Genomic DNA, 18,921 nt, shown 5'->3' with positions numbered 1-18,921 from the left:
CGTTGATCAACCCGGGGTTCAAGGCTGGGTCAGCTGGCGGTACAACTGCGGCAAGCGCAGCGGTAATTGCTCAGGCTGACGGATCAAGGTGTAGCCATTGGCGCCGAACATGTACGGCAGGTAATCCCCGGCCTCGCGATCAATCGTGATGCAGAACGGCGTCAGTCCTTGACGCCGTGCCTCCAGCACAGCCTCGCGGGTGTCTTCAACACCGTAGCGGCCCTCGTACAAATCCAGATCATTCGGTTTGCCATCTGTCAGTAGCAGCAACAGTTTACTGCGCCGTTTGCTGCTGCCCAGCAGGCGCGTGGCCTGGCGAACGGCGGCGCCCATGCGTGTGTAATACCCCGGTTTGAGCCCTTGAATGCGACCTCGGGTGTTGTCGTCATAACGCTGGGTGAACGACTTGAGTTCCTGCATGCGCACTTGCTGACGACGCAGCGAGGAAAACCCGTACAAGGCGAAATCATCACCCAGCACCGACAAGGTTTCGCCGAACAGCAGCAGACTGTCGCGGATGACATCGATGACGCGGTGCTCATCGTTCAAGTGGGCGTCGGTGGACATCGACACGTCGGCCAGCAACAGGCACGCCAGGTCGCGGCGAGTCTGCCGCTGCTCCATGAACAGACCGCGCTCGGCACACTGGCCATGCTCGCGCTCAACATGAAAATCCAGCCAGGCTTGCATGTCCAGCTCTGAGCCCTGGGGTTGCTGGCGTAACCACTGGCGGTCATTGCGCAGGTGCTCGAACTGGCGCCGCAAGCGATGCGCCGAAGCCTTCAGTCGAGAAGGCAACGGCTGCGCCTCACAGTCTCGGGGCACCATCATTTGCAGATTGACGAAGCTGTCCTGCATCTGTTGTTTGCGGTAATCCCACTCCGGCAACTTGATGCCTTCGCCCAGAGGAATATCGTCGACATCGGCCGGTGGCAAATCCAGGTGCAGCTTCAGACCGCCGCCCTTGCGCAGGCGAGTGCGCGACAGGGTCAATTCGTCCAGGTCATCGGCGACTCTGGCAGCGTCCGGGTCTTCGCTGTCGTCCGACCAGCGATCCAGGTCCACGTGTTCGGTCCAGCTGAACAGGTTCTCGAGACGCACCACCAACAGCCCGCCATCGCGGGTGCTTTCATCGATGCGTGTCGCGCGTTTACGCCCGCCTTTCTGCTCGCCGGGCGGCGTGGTCAACGACTCTTCGGATTCATCGCCCAGATCCGCAGCCTGCGGGCTGGCGAGGTTTTGCGGCGGGTACAACCACAGCGGCAGTGGCCACGCGGCCCGTTCGCTGCGAGGGAAATGTTCGACACTGCCGGGCTCGCGCAATGCCTGGCATAACGCCCGTTCCAGTGCCGCTTCGCTGGTGTTCAACGAAGCCGGATCGGGGCGCAATTGCAGGTGGGCATCGACCAGACGTTGATAGCGAGCGCGCAACGCGGGATAGCGTCGCAGCAGCTGTTGCGTCCAGCGTTGATTGTCCCGCCCCCAGTGACGCATCTGCCCGGCCTGTGCCGCCAGCAATGCGAGCCAGCGATAGAGTTCCTCATTCAGCGCGACTTCAGGAAACACCGCCAGGCTCGACGGCAAACGCAGGTTCGTCGCGTCGCACCACGCCAATGGCACTTGTTTGCAGGTGCCGGCGATTTGCTGCAATACGTTGCGTCGCAGCAGTAAATCGCGGTCGCTGGCGGCTTCCACACCGACGCCATTGGCACCGCCCATGGCGCGAAACAACAGCGCCAGCGGGCGTTGCTGGCTAGCCAGTTCAACCCGTGCTTCAGGGAAGTCCGGGCTGGCACGCCGGGTGATGAAACGATGCCAGACACTGCCTACCCACTCTTCCAGTTCGACGGTAAACGCCATGATGCTTGCCCTTCCTGGAAACCCAAAAAACGGCCCGCTGTATCAGCCGGGCCGACCTTTTCTAGCCATTGCACCCGCTCATGAAGGTACAACCGCAGCCGGGGCGCGCAAGGCTGCGCGGCCACGTTGCTTAAAGCTGAACAGGTAACAGAGCAGCCCGGCGAAGAAACCCAGACCGGCGCCCAGACGGGCCCAGAACAGCACCTGCAAATGTTCGACCGTGGACATGAATGGCAGCGCGATCCCGTCGGCCTGCCAGCGTTGCAGGTAAATCTGTACAACACCGGCAGCAGTCAGGAACAGCGTGATCATCACCATCGACAGGGTCATCAACCAGAAGCCCCAGATTTCGAGGGTCTGCGAACGCTCGTCACCGGCTTCACCCAGTCCGCGCAAGCGCGGCATGGCGTAGCTGATCAAGGTCATCACGATCATCGCGTAGGCACCATAGAACGCCAGGTGACCGTGCGCTGCCGTCAGTTGCGAACCATGGGTGTAGAAGTTGACCGGCGCCAGGGTATGCAGAAAGCCCCAGACGCCCGCACCGAAGAACGCCGTGACCGTGGTGCCCTTGGCCCACAAGGTGGCCGCGCGGTTCGGGTGTTGCCGACGACGGTTCTTCACCATGCTGAAGGCAAATATCACCATGGCCAGGAACGGCAGCGGTTCGAGTGCGGAGAAGATTGAACCGACCCACAACCAGACTTCAGGCGCACCGATCCAGAAGAAGTGGTGACCCGTGCCGATGATCCCGGTAATCAGCGCCATGGCGATGATCACGTAGAGCCATTTCTCCACGACTTCCCGGTCGACCCCGGTGATCTTGATCAGGACGAAAGCGAGCATCGAACCCATGATCAGTTCCCACACGCCTTCCACCCAAAGATGCACCACCCACCACCAGTAGAACTTGTCGCGCGCCAGGTTGCCGGGGTTGTAGAAGGAGAACAGGAAGAACACCGCAAGACCAATCAGCCCGGTCATCATGACCATGCTGACCGTGGTCTTGCGACCTTTGAGCAGGGTCATGCCGATGTTGTAGAGAAAGCCCAGGCACACCACCACAATGCCCATCTTGGTGATGGTCGGTTGCTCCAGGAACTCCCGCCCCATGGTCGGCAGCAACTCGTTGTGGGTCAGCCTGGCCAGGCCGGCATACGGCACCAGCAAGTAACCGAGGATGGTCAGCACACCCGCCGCGGCGAATACCCAGAACAGGATGATCGCCAACTTGGGACTGTGCAGTTCACGATCGGCCTCTTCCGGAATCAGGTAGTAGGCGGCGCCCATGAATCCGAACAGCAACCAGACGATCAGCAGGTTGGTGTGGACCATCCGCGCCACGTTGAAGGGAATGATCGGGAACAGAAAGTCCCCGATCACGTATTGCAGGCCCATGATCAAACCGAACAGCACCTGACCGAGAAACAGCAACAGGGCAAACACGAAGTAGGGTTTGGCCACGGCTTGCGAGGCGAATTTCAGATGCGGATTAGCCATGCTCATCTCTTAGCCCTCCTTGTTTGGCGGCCAGCCATTGGTGTTGATTTTCGAGCTCCATTTGAGGAACTCGGCAATGTCATCCACCTCCTGGTCACTCAACTTGAACTGAGGCATCGCACGTCGGCCCGGCACGCCCAGCGGCTGCATTTTCATCCAGGCATGCAGAAAGGGTTTGAAGCCCTCCTCCCCACCGCGCCGCTGGAATACGTTGCCCAGCTCAGGGGCGAAATAAGCACCCTCGCCCAGCAGCGTGTGGCAGCCAACGCAGTTGTTTTGCTCCCAGACCGTCTTGCCGCGAATCACTGACTCGGTTAACTGCGCTTCGTTGCTGCGCACTGGAAAGGTCTGTTCCGTGTGATAGGTCAAGGCCAGGAATATCAGGAAGAAAAAGACGCTTCCCCCGAAGTAGATATTCCTGGCCATGCCTTTGGTGAAGGTCTCTGACATGGTCGCTTCCTCTTTGCTTGGCGTGCCCATGATAGAAAGCCAAGGGTTGAAAGCTGCTTGATGGCGATCAAGAAAGGCAGATGGTTTTGGTTGGGTATTGACACCATGAAGCCGAACGATTCACCTCTGGCGAGGGGGCTTGCCCCCGTTGGGCTGCGCAGCAGCCCCAAAACCTGCAATCACATTTCATCAGGCGCACCGCATTCATAGATTTTGCGACTGCTGCGCAGCCGAACGGGGCGATGCGGCTTTCCAACAAGCCCCCTCGCCACAGGTGATTAGCCAATCGACACCAGCGTCAGCCCCACAACCACCGCCAACACCAGCGCCCAGCTCACCATCAACCGCCGCCACAATCGCGGCGCGTGACGCATCTCCATGAAGCCATCGGTGATCAGCCAGGCCTTGCCAACCGCCACCAGCAAAATGGCAATGGACAACAGCCACGTCGCGCCGACTTGTGACAACACGACGGTGCACACGCTTAACGTGGCCAGCGCTGCCCAGCAGACGAGCAAAAGCCTGGAAGCCGACATCAGAACCCCCGTCAATTCAGCACGTAGACCAGCGGAAACAGCACGACCCAGATCAGATCGACCATGTGCCAATACAGCACGCCCGATTCAAACCCACTGCGGTTGGCGGCGTTGTACAGGCCTCGACGGCAGCGCTCGGCCAGCCATCCGAGAATGACCATGCCGAGCAATACATGGAGAAAATGAAAACCGGTGAGGATCCAGTAGAGGGTGAAAAACGTGTTGTGCTCCATGCCCAGCCCCGAGGCCAGCAAGTGCCGGTATTCGGTAAGTTTCAACACCACGTAGACACTGGCGGTAAGCAACGCGGCCAGCAGAAGCACGGCGCCGTGGCGGGACCGGGAACGCCTGACTTGCTCCTGAGCCAGCGCGGCGAACAGCCCGGCGGTGAGCAGGCTCAGGGTCATCGCCAGGCCGGTAGAGGTGTTGAGCAATAGGCGGCTTTCACCGAACAGCTGCGGCTTGAGTGCCTGGGTCACGACGAACGCCAGAATCAGGATGGCGAACACCGACAGCTCGGCCAGAATGAAAAACCACATCGCCAGATCGCCCGGCAAGTGACCCGGCGCAACGCGTCCGGACTCAGCCGAAGTGGACATCAACCACGCCCATCAGCGCCGCAACCGTCAACGGATCATCGCTCAGCGGCTCGGCCAGGCAGGCCATGCACGCTTCACGCGGGCTCATGCCGGAGCGGATCATTCGCGCGGTAAAAATCAGCAGTCGCGTTGAGGCGACCTCCTCCAGATCATGTTGATCCAGCCTTCGCAGGGCCTGACCCAGCCTGACCACTTGCGCCGCCAGCGCGCTGTCCACCTGCGCTTCCCGGGCAACGATGCGTTCCTCGTCGGCCACTGGCGGATAGCCGAAACGCATCGCCACGAACCGTTGTCGGGTGCTGGGTTTCATGCCTTTAAGCAGGTTCTGGTAGCCGGGGTTGTACGACACCACCAGCATGAATGACGACGGCGCCTGCAGCACTTCGCCGGTGCGCTCCAGGAACAACTCGCGACGATCATCGGCCAGTGGGTGCAGTACGACTACTGTGTCTTGCCGCGCCTCGACCACTTCGTCCAGATAACAAATACCGCCTTCACGTACTGCGCGAGTCAACGGCCCGTCCTGCCACCACGTGCCCTGGGCACCGATCAAATGACGGCCGATCAGGTCGGCGGCGCTCAGATCGTCATGGCAAGCCACGGTGTACAACGGCAGTTTCAGCCGATGAGCCATGTGCTGGACGAAGCGGGTCTTGCCGCAGCCCGTCGGGCCTTTGATCAGCACCGGCATGCCGTGTCGCCAGGCTTGCTCGAACAGCGCCTCCTCATTGTTGAGCGGTTGATAGAAGGGTTCGCAAGACTGGATTCGGTCCATGGGCTGTGTGTTCCAAAAGCGGATTCAAGCCACACGCTACGGGCGCCTGCGACAACCTGGCAAGTGACATGGCCGGCAAACTTGATCGCGGTCAAGCGAGCATTGGCCTGCTCGGGCATAGCCTTGCATGGCACTAAGAACCTGCGTTCTGGGCTGCCGTTTCAGCACATCGCAAAGGTCTTGCCTGAGGAGAAATGGAATGCTGATCAGCAATAGAAAAACGTTTGCTCTGACTGTCGCCACATGGTGTTCGGCGCTGGCCCTTGCGGTGACTCACGCGGCCCGAGCCGACGAGCCCGTCGCTGCTGCGGCCAGCCCGCTGATGGTCAAAACCGCCGGGGCACCGGACATGAGTCAGGCCGAGTTCGACTCATCCAAGGAAATTTACTTCCAGCGCTGCGCCGGCTGTCACGGCGTTCTGCGCAAAGGCGCCACCGGCAAACCACTGACACCGGACATCACCCAGTCCCGCGGTCAACCGTACCTGGAGGCGTTGATTACCTACGGCTCGCCGGCGGGCATGCCGAACTGGGGGACGTCGAATGCGCTGACCAAGGATCAGATCACGTCAATGGCCAAGTTCATTCAGCACGCGCCGCCGACGCCGCCTGAATGGGGCATGGCCGAGACGCTGAAAACCTGGAAAGTGCTGGTCAAGCCTGAGGATCGTCCGAAGCAGCAACTGAGCAAACTCAACCTGCCGAACCTGTTTTCGGTGACGTTGCGCGATGACGGCAAGATTGCCCTGATCGACGGTGACAGCAAGAAAATCGTCAAGCTGATCGAGACCGGTTATGCGGTGCACATCTCGCGGATCTCCGCTTCGGGTCGCTACCTGCTGGTGATTGGTCGAGACGCCCGGATCGACATGATCGACCTGTGGCCGGTGGAGCCGACCAAGGTCGCCGAAGTCAAAGTGGGCATCGAGGCGCGCTCGGTGGAGACCTCCAAGTTCAAGGGCTACGAAGACAAATACACGGTCGCCGGCTCCTATTGGCCACCGCAATTCACCATCATGGATGGCGAAACCCTGGAACCAAAACAGATCGTCTCGACCCGCGGCATGACCGTCGACAAGCAGGAATACCACCCGGAACCCCGGGTCGCGGCGATCATCGCCTCCCACGCATGGCCGGAGTTCATCGTCAACGTCAAGGAAACCGGCAAGGTCATGCTGGTCAATTATCAGGACATCAAGAACCTCACCATCACCTACATCGATGCCGCGCCCTTCCTGCATGACGGCGGTTGGGACAGCACCCACCGCTACTTCATGACCGCCGCCAACAACTCCAACAAAGTCGCCGTGATCGACTCCAAAGAGCGCAAGTTGGCAGCCCTGGTGGACGTCGGCAAAACCCCTCATCCCGGTCGCGGCGCCAACTTCAACCACCCGACCTACGGGCCGGTCTGGGCCACCAGCCACCTGGGTGATGACGGCATCTCCTTGATCGGAACCGACCCGGCCAAACACCCGCAATACGCCTGGAAACAGGTCGCCTCGCTCAAGGGCCAGGGCGGCGGATCATTGTTCATCAAAACCCACCCTGACTCCCGTCACCTGTATGTCGACACCACCCTCAACCCGGACGCCAAGCTGAGCCAGTCCGTGGCGGTGTTCAACATCGACAAACTCGACGCCGGCTACACCGTGCTGCCCATCGCCGAGTACGCCGGCATCAAGCAAGGCGCCATGCGGGTCGTGCAGCCGGAATACAACAAGGCCGGCGATGAGGTCTGGTTCTCCGTGTGGAGCGGCCAATCAGAGGAGTCGGCACTGGTGGTGATCGACGACAAAACGCTGAAGCTCAAATCGGTGATCAAGGACAAACGACTGATTACCCCCACCGGGAAATTCAATGTCTACAACACCCAACACGACATTTATTGAGCTCCATCAATGCAAGGAACGACAATGAAAAATACTCTGCTTTCACTGTTCGCCCTGACCGCTGCGCTGAGCGTGCAGCCGGTTGTGGCCCAAGATGCGCAGGAACTGTTCAAGAGCAAACCCTGCGCCGCCTGCCATTCCATCGACACCAAGCTTGTTGGCCCGGCGCTCAAGGATGTCGCAGCCAAGAACGCTGGCGTGCCCGAGGCCGTGGACACCCTGGCCAACCACATCAAGAACGGTACGCAGGGCAACTGGGGCCCGATACCCATGCCGGCCAACCCGGTGACGGATGACGAAGCGAAGACACTTGCAACGTGGGTCCTGAGTCTCAAATAGCCAACGGAGGGCGCCATGATGGTTCATCGACACGCAGCGGTTCTGGCGGCCCTCCTCCTTTTTTGCGCGACCTCGGTTGCGGCACCGGACGCCAAGCGTCAGGCCCAACTCGAGCATCTGCTGGCCCAGGATTGCGGCGCCTGTCATGGACTGCACATGACCGGAGGGCTGGGTCCCGACCTGACGCGAGCAACGCTGGCAGGCAAGTCCCGCGACAGCCTGATTGCCACCGTCACCCAAGGCCGCCCCGGCACCGCGATGCCCGGTTGGGACCCACTGCTCAGCCCGGACGACATCCATTGGCTGGTCGATCTTCTTCTCCAGGGATATCCCGCACCATGATCCGTTCAACCCTGCTTTTAGCGGCGACCGGGCTGTTGTTGTCCGCCTGCGTTCAGCCACCCTTGCGTGGTACCGGCGATCTGGGCGTGGTGGTGGAGCGCGCCACCGGCAGCGTGCAAATCATCGAAAGCGATACCCACACCGCGCTGTCCCGCCTCGAGGGCTTCGGCGACTTGTCCCATGCCTCGGTAGTGTTTTCCCGCGACCAGCGTTATGCCTATGTGTTCGGCCGCGACGGCGGGTTGAGCAAAATCGACCTGCTGACCCAACGCATCGATCAACGGGTGATACAGGGCGGCAACAGCATCGGCGGCGCCATCAGTCAGGACGGCAAGTTGATCGCGGTCTCTAACTACGTGCCTGGCGGCGTGAAGGTGTTCGATGCCGTCACTCTGCAACAGGTGGCCGATATTCCCGCGACACCGCTCGCCGATGGCAGCAAACGTTCGCGGGTGGTGGGCCTGGTCGACGCGCCCGGTCAGCGTTTTGTGTTCAGCCTGTTCGATACCGGCGAGATTTGGACCGCCGATTTCAGTCAAGGCAACACGCCGCAGATCAGCCGCTTCACCGGCATCGGCCAGCAACCCTACGACGCGCTGATTACCCCCGATGGTCGCTATTACATGGCTGGACTGTTCGGTGAAGACGGCATGGCGCAACTCGACCTCTGGCACCCCGAGCGCGGGGTGCAGCGAGTGCTTGGTGATTACGGGCGCGGCCAGGCGAAATTACCCGTCTACAAGATGCCGCATCTGGAGGGCTGGGCCGTTGCTGACAACCAGGCCTTCGTGCCCGCCGTCGGCCGCCATCAAGTGCTGGTGATGGATTCGCGCAGTTGGCAGCAGACTGCTGCCATCCCGGTGGCCGGCCAACCGGTGTTCGTCACGTCGCGGCCGGACGGTCGGCAACTGTGGGTCAACTTCGCCTACCCGGACAACGATCGGGTGCAGGTCATCGACACCGAAACCCATGCCGTGCTCGCCGATCTGCGGCCAGGGCCGGCGGTGCTGCACATGGAATTCACCGCGCGCGGCGACCAGTTGTGGCTGTCATTACGTGATGGCAATCAGGTTCAGGTCTGGGACCCGTACAGTCTGAAGTTGCTGAGCACCCTTCCCGCCATCGCGCCGAGCGGCATCTTCTTCAGCAGTCGCGCGCAAAAAATGGGCTATTGAAATGAACCTCGACCTGCTCAGCCGCCAACTGATCGATCGCTTCCAGCACGGCATGCCGCTGTGTCCGGAACCGTTTAAAGAGATCGCCAAAGTCCTCGGTTGCGACGAGGCGCACGTGATGGCCTGCCTGCAAGCAATGGATCAGGCCGGCACCCTCTCACGGATCGGCCCGGTGTTCGAACACAGCCGCGCCGGGGCCAGCACCCTCGCCGCCTTCGCCGTGCCCGCCGAACGTCTGCAACAGGTCGCCGAGCGCGTCAGCCAGTATCCCGAGGTCAATCACAACTACGCCCGGGAGCATTTCTACAACCTCTGGTTTGTGTTGACCGGGCCTGATCGCCCACATATCGAACGCGTACTCAACGAACTCGAGAAAGATACCGGCCTCATACCGCTGGATCTGCCGATGTTGACCGCTTACCGCATCAACCTCGGTTTTGCCCTGGAAGAAGGCCTATGAAGCCGGGATTGAGCCCCAAACAGGCACTGGCGCTACGTCGGCATCTGGAAGGCGGATTGCCGCGGGTATCACGCCCTTATCAGGCCCTCGCGGAACGGATAAGCGCCGATGAAAACCAAGTGCTCGCGCAAATGCACCAGTGGCACGAACAAGGGCTGTTTCGGCGGGTCGGTCTGGTGCTCAACCATCACGCGCTGGGTTATACCGCCAACGCCATGCTGGTGCTGGATGTTCCGGACGCGCTGATCGACGAAGTCGGCCAGCGCCTGGGCCGGGCGCACGGCATCACCCTCTGCTACCAACGGCCCCGGCGCCTGCCACAGTGGCGCTACAACCTGTTCTGCATGGTTCACGGGCGCCAACGCGCGCAGGTCGAGGCGCAGATTCAGACGCTGCTGGAAGAACACCTGCTGAGCGACCTGCCCCATCAACTGCTGTTCAGCACCCATGCCTTCAAACAGTGCGGCGGACGCTTTGCACCCTCGCCAACAGGAGCCCCCACCCATGGATGACCTCGACCGTCGGCTGATCAACCGCCTGCAACTGGGACTGCCGCTGGTGCGCCACCCGTGGCAGGCACTGGCCGCCGAACTGGACAGCAGCAGCCATGAATTGCTCGGTCGCCTCCATGATTTGCTGGAAGACGGCATGCTTACGCGCTTCGGCCCGATGTTCGACATTGAACGCCTCGACGGCGCCTTCACCCTCGCGGCGCTGGCGGTGCCGGAAGAGCGGTTCGAAGACGTCGCCGAGCAACTGCATGCCCTGCCTGAAGTAGCGCACAACTACCGACGCGAACACGCCTGGAACATGTGGTTCGTGCTCGCCTGCGCCACTGAACATGACCTGAGCGAGGCCCTGCACCGCATCGAAACCCTGACCGGCCTGCCGCTGCTCAACTTGCCCAAAGAGGAGACTTACCATGTCGGTCTGCACTTCCCGGTCTGAAGACACCTTAGCCCGCCGTCTGATCGAGCTGACCCAAGCGGGCCTGCCATTGCTGGACGACCCATGGGCCTGGCTCGCCGAACAGCTGAACCTGAGCATCGAGTCCACCCTGGATTTGCTCAAGCGCTTGCAGGCCGAAGGTGCTATCCGGCGTATCGCCGCCGTCCCCAACCATTATCGCCTGGGCTATCGCTACAACGGCATGACGGTCTGGGATGTGCGCGACACCGACATGCCGCGCCTTGGTGCGCTGATCGGTGCGCAACCTTTTGTCAGCCACTGTTATCGACGCCCACGACGAACCGCATGGCGCTACAACCTGTTCGCCATGGTCCATGGCCGCAGCCGCGAGGAAATCGACAGCTACCGCGAACACCTGCGCTACTTGCTGGGCGATGCCTGTGCCGCCGACGAGATGCTGGTGAGCAGTCGCATCCTGAAAAAAACCGGTTTGCGGCTACCACCAGCGCCACGCTGAACACGCGCTTGTTCAAGGAGATTTGCATGTTGAGGATCAGCCAATACCTGCGCGCCCTGACCGGCCAGGCACCTACCCCCAGAACCAGCCCACCGGGCAGCAACCGGCCGCCGGTGGTGATCTGGAACCTGCTCAGGCGCTGCAACCTGACCTGCAAACACTGCTACGCCACTTCCGCCGACAGTGTCTTTCGCGACGAACTGGATACGCCCGCCGCGCTGACCGTGATCGACGATCTGCACAACGCCGGGGTGAAGGTCCTGATTCTTTCCGGCGGTGAACCGCTGTTGCGCGACGATCTGTTTGTGCTCAGCGCCTACGCCCGCACCAAGGGTTTCTTTGTGGCGTTGTCCACCAACGGCACACTGATCAACGAGCAGAACATCACGCAGATCCGCGCGGCGAATTTCGATTATGTCGGGATCAGCATCGATGGCCTGGAAGCCACTCATGATGCGTTCCGCCAACTCAAGGGCAGTTTCGCCAGTTCCATGCGGGCGATCCGCCTCTGCCGCGAACAGGGCATTCGCGTCGGCCTGCGCACCACCCTGACCCAAGAGAACCATCAACAATTGCCCCAATTACTGGCGCTGATGCGCGAGTACGACGTGCAGAAGTTTTATCTGTCGCACCTCAACTACAGCGGTCGCGGCAAACGCAGCCGCAAGCTCGACGCCCGGCAGCAGATGAGCCGCGAGGCGATGACGCTGATTTTCGAACAGGCCAGGGAAGACATTGAGCTGGGCCGCGACAGCGATTTTGTCAGCGGCAACAACGATGCCGACGCGATTCTCTTGCTGCAATGGGTGGGCCTGCATCTACCCGAACATTACTCGCACCTGGAACACATGCTCCGCGCCTGGGGCGGCAACGCCTCGGGCAGCGGCATCGCCAACATCGACAACACCGGTGAAGTGCACCCCGACACCTACTGGTGGCAGCACTCGGTGGGCAACGTCCGGCACGCACCGTTTCGCACGCTCTGGCTGGACCAGCCGGACGCCTTGTTGCAGCAGCTACGTGTGCATCCGCGCGCCGTCGGTGGCCGTTGTGGCCAATGCCGCTGGTTGAACATTTGCAACGGCAATACCCGCACCCGCGCCTGGGCCGAAGGGGATCTCTGGGGCCAGGACCCCGGCTGCCATCTCAGCGATGAAGAAATCGGTATGCCGCCATTAATGACCATCCCTTGCGTCATGCACTGAAGCACCCGCCTGGCGAGCCATCTGACAAAGGATGGGGCCGGCCCACCTGATGAAGTACCAAGGACGTCCCATGCACCCATCGATTATTTTACCGGCTGCACTTGAGTCCCCGTTCAGACCGGGCGAAGTCGCCCTGGTCGGCGCCGGCCCCGGCGATCCACGCTTGCTGACCCTGCGCGCCTGGGGCCTGTTGATGCAAGCCGACGCCGTGGTTTACGACCGCCTGATCAGCCCCGAGCTGCTGGCATTGATCCCCCTCACCTGCGCCCGGCATTACGTCGGCAAGGCCAGCGGGTGCCATAGTCTGCCCCAGGAACAGATCAACGAACTGCTCGCCGACCTCGCCGATCTGGGCCAGCGTGTGGTCCGGCTCAAGGGCGGCGACCCGTTCATATTCGGCCGTGGCGCCGAGGAGCTGGAGTATCTGCTGCAACGCAACATTGACTGCCAGGTAGTCCCGGGCATTACCGCCGCCTCCGGGTGCAGCGCTTACGCGGGCATTCCGCTGACCCACCGGGACCTGGTCAACTCCTGCCGCTTCATTACCGGGCACTTGCAGCGCGATGGCGAGTTGCAATTGCCCTGGAGCAGTCTCGCCGACAGCAGCCAGACCCTGGTGTTTTACATGGGGTTATCGAACCTCGGGATTATCGCCCAGCGCTTGATCGAAGCCGGAATGGCCGCCGACACACCGGCGGCGCTGATCAGCAATGGCACGCGTCCCGACCAGCACGTCGCGCGAGGCATGCTGCACCAGTTGCCGACCCTGGCACTGGATTGCCCACCGGGCATTCCGACACTGACGGTGATTGGCAAAGTGGTCGATCTGTTCGCTACCCAACAGCAGGAATACCCGGCGCGTTTTTATCCCGTTCCAGTGTTGCGGCGCCACGGTAAGGTATCGACATGAAGCGCATGCTGCTTGCCCCATTGTTATGGATCGGTGCAGCTCATGCCGGCGCAGCGATTCCATCCTCCGACGCGGCTGCCGACCTCTACCAACAACATTGCCAGCGCTGCCATGGCGCCAACCGTTTCGGCGGTGCGGGGCCGGCCTTGCTGCCGGAGAGTCTGAGCCGGATCAAACCCGACGAAATCCGCAGCGTGATCCAGAACGGTCGTCCCGCGAGTCAGATGACCGGGTATGCCAACGTGTTCAACGCCACGCAGATCGACGCGCTGGTGGACTACCTCCAACAACCACCCGCCACCCCACCCACCTGGAGTAACGATGACATTCGCGGCAGTCATTCCATTCTCGCCGATATCAACAAACTGCCCGACACACCTCAGCATGGCGCCGATCCACTGAACCTGTTCGTGGTGGTGGAAACCGGTGATCATCACATCGACATCCTCGACGGCGATCGTTTCGAAGTGCTGGCGCGGTTTGCTTCACACTTTGCGGTGCACGGCGGGCCGAAGTTTTCGCCGGATGGGCGCTTCGTCTACGTCGCCTCACGCGATGGCTGGGTCAGCCTGTACGACCTGCACAACCTGAAGCTGATCGCCGAAGTCCGCGCCGGGCTCAATACCCGCAACCTCGCGGTGAGCAAGGACGGCCGATGGGTGCTGGTGGGTAACTACCTGCCTGGCAACCTGGTGGTGCTTGATGCCCGAGATCTGTCGCTGATCAAAACCATTCCGACGATCGGCCAGGACGACACTGCATCACGGGTCAGCGCGGTCTACACCGCACCGCCACGGGACAGCTTCGTCGTGGCGCTCAAGGACGTGAAGGAAGTCTGGGAACTGCCCTGCGTCGGCACACCGGATTTCGAACCGCGACGGATCAAGACAGAGGATGTGCTAGACGACTTTTCCTTTTCACCGGACTACAAGCAACTGCTGGCCACATCGCGCAAGGCCAAAGGCGGTCAGGTGATCGACCTCGACAGTGGCAAGGTGGTCACCGACATTCCGCTGCCGGGCATGCCGCACCTGGGGTCCGGGACCTACTGGAAACGTAACGGTGAGTGGGTGTTCGCCACGCCGAATATCAGCAAGGGACTGATCTCGGTCATCGACTTCAAGACCTGGAAGTTGATCAAGGAAATTCCGACCCTGGGGCCGGGTTTCTTCATGCGCAGTCACGTCAACTCGCGGTATGCCTGGACCGACGTGTTCTTCGGCCCCGACAACGATGCAATCCACCTGATCGATAAACAGACCCTGGAAATCGCCCACACCCTGCGCCCGATGCCTGGCAAGACCGCCGCTCACGTCGAGTTCACCCGCGACGGTCGCTACCTGCTGCTGAGTATCTGGGCCACCGACGGTGCGCTGATTGTCTACGACAGCAACACCCTCAAAGAGATCAAGCGCGTGCCGATGAACAAGCCCTCGGGCAAGTACAACGTCGGCAACAAAATCGAGTTTGCCGAGGGCACTTCACACTAGCCCCTTGTGCCGATCGCTTTACCCCAGAGTGTAACCGTTGTCGACTTTCCAGTCCTGACCGCAGACACCCCGAGCACCTTGGGACAGCTGAAAAAACAATCACGTTGGCCACCGCTGACGCATCCCCGGAGCTCGGGACTTCAAACGGCGCGTGAAAACCGGCCTTTTTGATCACCGTCCAGATAGGCGTCAAACGCCATCGCCGCGCTGCGCATCATCAAATACCCGTGGGGCAACAACACCAACGCATCTTCGTGAATCTGCAGCAATCCATCGCGAACATGCTCGTCCAGTTGCATCAGCGCATCGGCAAAGTACTCGGTAAAGCAGATGGCATGACGCGCTTCAAACTTGCCGAAGTCGATCCGGCCATGACACATCAGATCGCTGATCACTTCACGGCGCAGCAGATCGTCGGCGCTCAAGCAGTAACCTCGGTGGACCGGTAACAAGCCTTGATCCAGTCGCGCGTAATACTGCGAAAGCTCCTTGACGCTCTGGCTGTAGCTATCACCGACCTTGCCGATCGAAGACACCCCGAGACCGATCAAATCGCAGTCGGCGTGGGTGGAATAACCCTGGAAATTGCGCTGCAACGTGCCATTGGCCCGGGCCAAGGCCAGCTCATCGTCCGGCAAGGCGAAATGGTCCATGCCGATATAGACATAACCGGCCTCGGTCAGACGGCGGATAGTCAGTTCAAGCAACTCCAGCTTGCGCTCAGGTGGCGGCATATCGGCCGGACGAATCAGCCGTTGCGCGCGCACCAGCTCCGGCAAATGGGCGTAGCTGTAGGCGGCAATCCGGTCCGGGCGCAACGCGATGATCTTGCCGAGGGTGACGTCGAAACTGTTCACGGTTTGCATTGGCAGGCCGTAGATAAGATCGACGCTGATCGACTTGAATTGCGCCTGACGCGCAGCAGCGACCAGTGCGTAAATTTGCCCTTCACTTTGCTGACGATTGACCGCGGCCTGCACGTCGGGATCGAAGTCCTGCACGCCGAAGCTCAGGCGATTGAACCCCAACCGGAGCAGCGACTGGATCTGTTCGGTGTTGATGGTGCGAGGGTCGACCTCGATGGAAAACTCATGGTCATCGCTGTCATCCATGTCGAATGCCTGGTGCAGGCAGTCCATAAGGTCAGCCAGTTGCTCGCTGGTCAAATAGGTCGGTGTGCCACCACCCAGGTGCAGTTGTGTGAGTTTGCGGGTGCGGTCGAACAAGGCGGCTTGCATCACGATTTCGCGCTTGAGGTACGTCAGGTACTCGACGGCGCGGTGGGTTTTCCGGGTAATGATTTTATTGCAGGCGCAGTAATAACAAAGGCTCTTGCAGAACGGGATGTGGATGTACACCGACAGCGATTTTGGCGTTGCCGCCTGGTTGCTGTCCGAGGCGGCACGCTGGTAGTCATCGACGGCGAACGCCTGATGAAACTGCGGCGCGGTCGGGTAAGAGGTATAGCGCGGCCCCGGGCGGTCATATTTTTCGACCAGGGCGCGATTGAAATCAAACGAAGTTGTCATGATCAATCCACTCGCAATGGGGCTCATGCCCCGCACTGCCCGAATCCTTTTCAAACAGGTTGCAGATGGCATCCACGTGCGGCCGACCGGCCGGAAGAATACTGATAAAACGATCAGACAACTCAATCACCCCGTCGCGGGTCAATTGCTCCAGCACAGGCCAGACGGTGGAAAAGTACTGACGAAAAATCAGTCCATAGCGCGTCTCGATTGCCTGGATATCCAGCTCCAGATCACACGCCAGGCGCTCCACGACCATGTGCCTGGCCTGATTCCCCGTCTCACAGCGCCAGCCACGACTTGTCGGCAATTGATCCATGTCCAGTTGCTGCTGATACAGCTCCAGTTTGTCGGTGTTTTGCGCATACAAATCGTCGATCTGACTGATAGCGCCCAAACCGAACCCGATATGGTCGCAATACCCGTGACGGGTAAATCCCTCACTATTGCGACTTAATCGGCCGCGCTCCTGAGCAATCGCCAAATCGTCATCGGGCCGGACAAACTGCCCCAGGCCAATGTAGTGATAACCGGCACCGATCATTTGTTCAAAGCAGATCCGGCGCATGGCGCCTTTATCTTCCTCGCTGCAAAACGCCCTGATTTTATCTGCGGCCTTTGGGCGATAGCGTTGAGGTGGCCGGGCATAATCAAACACCAGCAGCCGGTCCGGCTCCAGCTCGATGATGGTTGCCAGTTTCAGCGCAAAACTTTCTGGCGTCTGCCAAGTATGGCCATAACCCAGATCGACATTGATGGATCGATAACCGAAGGTGCGAGCGGCATCGATAAGCGAATGGATCGGTGCCGGGTTCTGGTAGCAGGCCACCGACATCGCACTGTCGGCACCGATGTCCGGAACGCCGATGCTGACATGGTTGAATCCCTGGTCACGCAGCACGCCCATGGTCGACCAATCGGTATGGTGAAGGTCCACTTCTATGCTGTAGTCAGCACACGCATGTCCAAGAAAGTTGAATCGACCACGAAGGTGATTCATCAGCCGCCTCAGGTGGGCGATGGCAGGTGTTCCGCCCCCCAGATGAAACTGCTCGACCCGCTGCCCAGTCCCCAGGTGACAGCCGACGAGGTCGATCTCATGTTGCAGACGCTGAAGATAGTGTTCGACACCACTGTGTTCGCATGAAATATCGCGAGGGGAACACAAGGAAGGCTTCAGGTTAGAAGGCAGTTGCACATTCAGCGACAGCGGACGGCACTTCTGTCGGCTGACGCGCAATGCACGAAGCAAATCCAGAGAGCCGATACCGTCATGGAACTTTTCCGTGTCGACATGGCAGCCGGGATCGAGCACGCCTTGATCGCACCGAGCGTTCAGCTCGCCGGGATTGTGGAATAAATTGAGCATGACGGGTCTCCGAGACTGGCTGCGGACTGCCAGTGTCGGGGTTTGGCGATCAATGCTCCTTGATTTGTATCAAGCGCGAGCAAGGTGCTTGTCGCGCGACAGACACCCGGCAAGTACAGTCACCACGCCAAGTAAAACATCCACTTGGCCAACAGTACGATGACGACCATATGGCAGAACAGGCTGCCATGGATGAAATGCAGGTATCGAGCACTCATCCGGCCACTTTTGAACAAAAACATGGCGACCAGGAAATGCAGCAGTACGCTGACGGCCACCACGATCTTCAACATCAGCAATGTGCCGAATGATGAGGTCATCGGCATTGCAAGGGCCGGCAAATAACGCAGCCAGACCATACCCAGCCCGGCGCCGAACAATACCAGCAGAACCCATGGAATCAAGGTGCGGGCACGTCGACCGACCCCCTGCTCGACCAGCAACATGACCTTGACGGGCAGCTGTTTGCGGATACTTTCAAGGAACAGGACTTCGAAAAACACCGTGCCGATAAAAATCAGCGCGGCAAACAGATGCAACGTCAGAAATAGCGGATAGAGCATGGGATTCTCGCTCTCAATACAGCTGAACACGATTCACTCACAGCGAGGGAAACGTTTATTCCATCGTTGCGCCGCCTCGCGATCACTGTTGCGAGCCTCGACCCAATGGGAACTCTCGGCCATCTGTTCTTTCTTCCAGAATGGCGCGCGAGTTTTCAGGTAATCCATCACGAACCCGCAGGCCTCGAAAGCCGCCTGACGATGACTGCTGCAAATGCCGACAAACACAATAGGCTCTCCCGGTTGCAACGCTCCGATTCGATGGATCAACACCAATCCAAGTAACGGCCAGCGCTGGCGAGCTTCGTCGGCGATCTTGCCAAGCACCTTTTCGGTCATCCCGGGGTAATGCTCAAGAAACAGGCCGGCGACTTCCCGTCCGACGCTGGAGTCACGTACATACCCTACACAACTCACCACCGCGCCGACATCAAGGCTCAAAGCATGCAGCGTGTTGATTTCGGTACCGGGGTCGAAGCTGCCTGTCTGGACTCGAATCATC

Annotated in this window: 21 protein-coding genes and 1 pseudogene; 11 read left to right on the top strand and 11 right to left on the bottom strand. The window is 60.2% G+C overall.

The features are described from left to right. Positions 1–18: 18 nt before the first annotated feature. The 6 genes from QMK51_RS12265 to QMK51_RS12240 form a co-directional block, all read right to left on the bottom strand. Positions 19–1,860 (bottom strand): nitric oxide reductase activation protein NorD, encoded by a 1,842-nt coding sequence (locus QMK51_RS12265; protein ID WP_320394208.1) that lies wholly within the window; start codon positions 1,858–1,860, stop codon positions 19–21. A 78-nt stretch (positions 1,861–1,938) separates the two neighbouring features. Further along, positions 1,939–3,366: a cbb3-type cytochrome c oxidase subunit I gene (locus QMK51_RS12260; protein ID WP_320394207.1), complete on the bottom strand. Its 1,428-nt coding sequence runs from the start codon at positions 3,364–3,366 to the stop codon at positions 1,939–1,941. A 3-nt stretch (positions 3,367–3,369) separates the two neighbouring features. Beyond that, positions 3,370–3,810: a cytochrome c gene (locus QMK51_RS12255; RefSeq protein WP_320394509.1), complete on the bottom strand. Its 441-nt coding sequence runs from the start codon at positions 3,808–3,810 to the stop codon at positions 3,370–3,372. Positions 3,811–4,088: 278 nt separating this feature from the next. Continuing rightward, positions 4,089–4,346 carry a cytochrome C oxidase subunit IV family protein gene (locus QMK51_RS12250; RefSeq protein WP_320394206.1) on the bottom strand — a complete coding sequence of 86 codons (258 nt, stop codon included), beginning with the start codon at positions 4,344–4,346 and terminating at the stop codon, positions 4,089–4,091. Between the two features lie 11 nt (positions 4,347–4,357). Continuing rightward, the gene (locus tag QMK51_RS12245; RefSeq protein ID WP_320394205.1) at positions 4,358–4,945 is read right to left on the bottom strand and encodes a cytochrome c oxidase subunit 3; all 588 of its coding nucleotides are present in this window, start codon (positions 4,943–4,945) and stop codon (positions 4,358–4,360) included. Beyond that, positions 4,929–5,711, bottom strand: a complete 783-nt coding sequence (locus QMK51_RS12240) for a CbbQ/NirQ/NorQ/GpvN family protein (protein ID WP_413817535.1) — start codon at positions 5,709–5,711, stop codon at positions 4,929–4,931. The genes QMK51_RS12245 and QMK51_RS12240 overlap by 17 nt, the downstream gene beginning before the upstream one ends. A gap of 208 nt (positions 5,712–5,919) precedes the next feature. Here QMK51_RS12240 and QMK51_RS12235 point away from each other — a divergent pair, with 208 nt between their 5' ends. From QMK51_RS12235 to QMK51_RS12185, 11 genes are all read left to right on the top strand, one after another. Further along, positions 5,920–7,611 carry a cytochrome D1 domain-containing protein gene (locus QMK51_RS12235; RefSeq protein ID WP_413817525.1) on the top strand — a complete coding sequence of 564 codons (1,692 nt, stop codon included), beginning with the start codon at positions 5,920–5,922 and terminating at the stop codon, positions 7,609–7,611. A 24-nt stretch (positions 7,612–7,635) separates the two neighbouring features. Further along, the gene (locus QMK51_RS12230) at positions 7,636–7,950 is read left to right on the top strand and encodes a c-type cytochrome (protein ID WP_019649087.1); all 315 of its coding nucleotides are present in this window, start codon (positions 7,636–7,638) and stop codon (positions 7,948–7,950) included. A 15-nt stretch (positions 7,951–7,965) separates the two neighbouring features. Then, on the top strand, positions 7,966–8,292 hold the full coding sequence (locus QMK51_RS12225) for a cytochrome c (RefSeq protein WP_320394203.1): 327 nt from the start codon (positions 7,966–7,968) through the stop codon (positions 8,290–8,292). Then, entirely contained in the window at positions 8,289–9,467 is a 1,179-nt protein-coding gene (locus QMK51_RS12220; RefSeq protein WP_320394202.1) for a cytochrome D1 domain-containing protein, read from the top strand. Before QMK51_RS12225 ends, QMK51_RS12220 begins: the two co-directional genes overlap by 4 nt. Before the next feature lies 1 nt (position 9,468). Then, the gene (locus QMK51_RS12215) at positions 9,469–9,927 is read left to right on the top strand and encodes an Lrp/AsnC family transcriptional regulator (RefSeq protein WP_320394201.1); all 459 of its coding nucleotides are present in this window, start codon (positions 9,469–9,471) and stop codon (positions 9,925–9,927) included. After that, entirely contained in the window at positions 9,924–10,439 is a 516-nt protein-coding gene (locus QMK51_RS12210; protein WP_320394200.1) for an AsnC family protein, read from the top strand. The genes QMK51_RS12215 and QMK51_RS12210 overlap by 4 nt, the downstream gene beginning before the upstream one ends. After that, entirely contained in the window at positions 10,432–10,875 is a 444-nt protein-coding gene (locus tag QMK51_RS12205; RefSeq protein ID WP_320394199.1) for an Lrp/AsnC family transcriptional regulator, read from the top strand. Before QMK51_RS12210 ends, QMK51_RS12205 begins: the two co-directional genes overlap by 8 nt. Further along, positions 10,850–11,353 (top strand): nitrite reductase, encoded by a 504-nt coding sequence (locus QMK51_RS12200; RefSeq protein ID WP_320394198.1) that lies wholly within the window; start codon positions 10,850–10,852, stop codon positions 11,351–11,353. Before QMK51_RS12205 ends, QMK51_RS12200 begins: the two co-directional genes overlap by 26 nt. 26 nt (positions 11,354–11,379) lie before the next feature. Continuing rightward, positions 11,380–12,558 (top strand): heme d1 biosynthesis radical SAM protein NirJ, encoded by a 1,179-nt coding sequence (gene nirJ, locus QMK51_RS12195; RefSeq protein WP_320394197.1) that lies wholly within the window; start codon positions 11,380–11,382, stop codon positions 12,556–12,558. A 70-nt stretch (positions 12,559–12,628) separates the two neighbouring features. After that, positions 12,629–13,468 carry a uroporphyrinogen-III C-methyltransferase gene (gene cobA / locus QMK51_RS12190; protein WP_320394196.1) on the top strand — a complete coding sequence of 280 codons (840 nt, stop codon included), beginning with the start codon at positions 12,629–12,631 and terminating at the stop codon, positions 13,466–13,468. After that, positions 13,465–14,958 carry a cytochrome D1 domain-containing protein gene (locus tag QMK51_RS12185; RefSeq protein ID WP_320394195.1) on the top strand — a complete coding sequence of 498 codons (1,494 nt, stop codon included), beginning with the start codon at positions 13,465–13,467 and terminating at the stop codon, positions 14,956–14,958. The genes cobA and QMK51_RS12185 overlap by 4 nt, the downstream gene beginning before the upstream one ends. 18 nt (positions 14,959–14,976) lie before the next feature. Here QMK51_RS12185 and QMK51_RS12180 read toward each other — a convergent pair. From QMK51_RS12180 to moaE, 5 genes and pseudogenes are all read right to left on the bottom strand, one after another. Next, a pseudogene (locus tag QMK51_RS12180) lies at positions 14,977–15,082 on the bottom strand (short-chain dehydrogenase); the annotation flags it as partial. 16 nt (positions 15,083–15,098) lie between these two features. Continuing rightward, entirely contained in the window at positions 15,099–16,487 is a 1,389-nt protein-coding gene (hemN, locus tag QMK51_RS12175; protein WP_320394194.1) for an oxygen-independent coproporphyrinogen III oxidase, read from the bottom strand. Next, positions 16,471–17,856, bottom strand: a complete 1,386-nt coding sequence (locus QMK51_RS12170; protein WP_320394193.1) for a coproporphyrinogen III oxidase — start codon at positions 17,854–17,856, stop codon at positions 16,471–16,473. The genes hemN and QMK51_RS12170 overlap by 17 nt, the downstream gene beginning before the upstream one ends. A 119-nt stretch (positions 17,857–17,975) precedes the next feature. Beyond that, positions 17,976–18,419, bottom strand: a complete 444-nt coding sequence (locus QMK51_RS12165) for a hypothetical protein (protein WP_320394192.1) — start codon at positions 18,417–18,419, stop codon at positions 17,976–17,978. Positions 18,420–18,452: 33 nt separating this feature from the next. Further along, positions 18,453–18,920 carry a molybdopterin synthase catalytic subunit MoaE gene (moaE, locus tag QMK51_RS12160; protein ID WP_320394191.1) on the bottom strand — a complete coding sequence of 156 codons (468 nt, stop codon included), beginning with the start codon at positions 18,918–18,920 and terminating at the stop codon, positions 18,453–18,455. Between the last annotated feature and the right edge of the window lies 1 nt (position 18,921).

It is taken from the genome of Pseudomonas sp. P9_31 (genome assembly GCF_034008235.1).
Lineage (GTDB): Bacteria > Pseudomonadota > Gammaproteobacteria > Pseudomonadales > Pseudomonadaceae > Aquipseudomonas.
The sequence above is the reverse complement of the archived record's forward strand: the minus strand, read 5'-3'. Positions and strand labels throughout refer to the sequence as shown.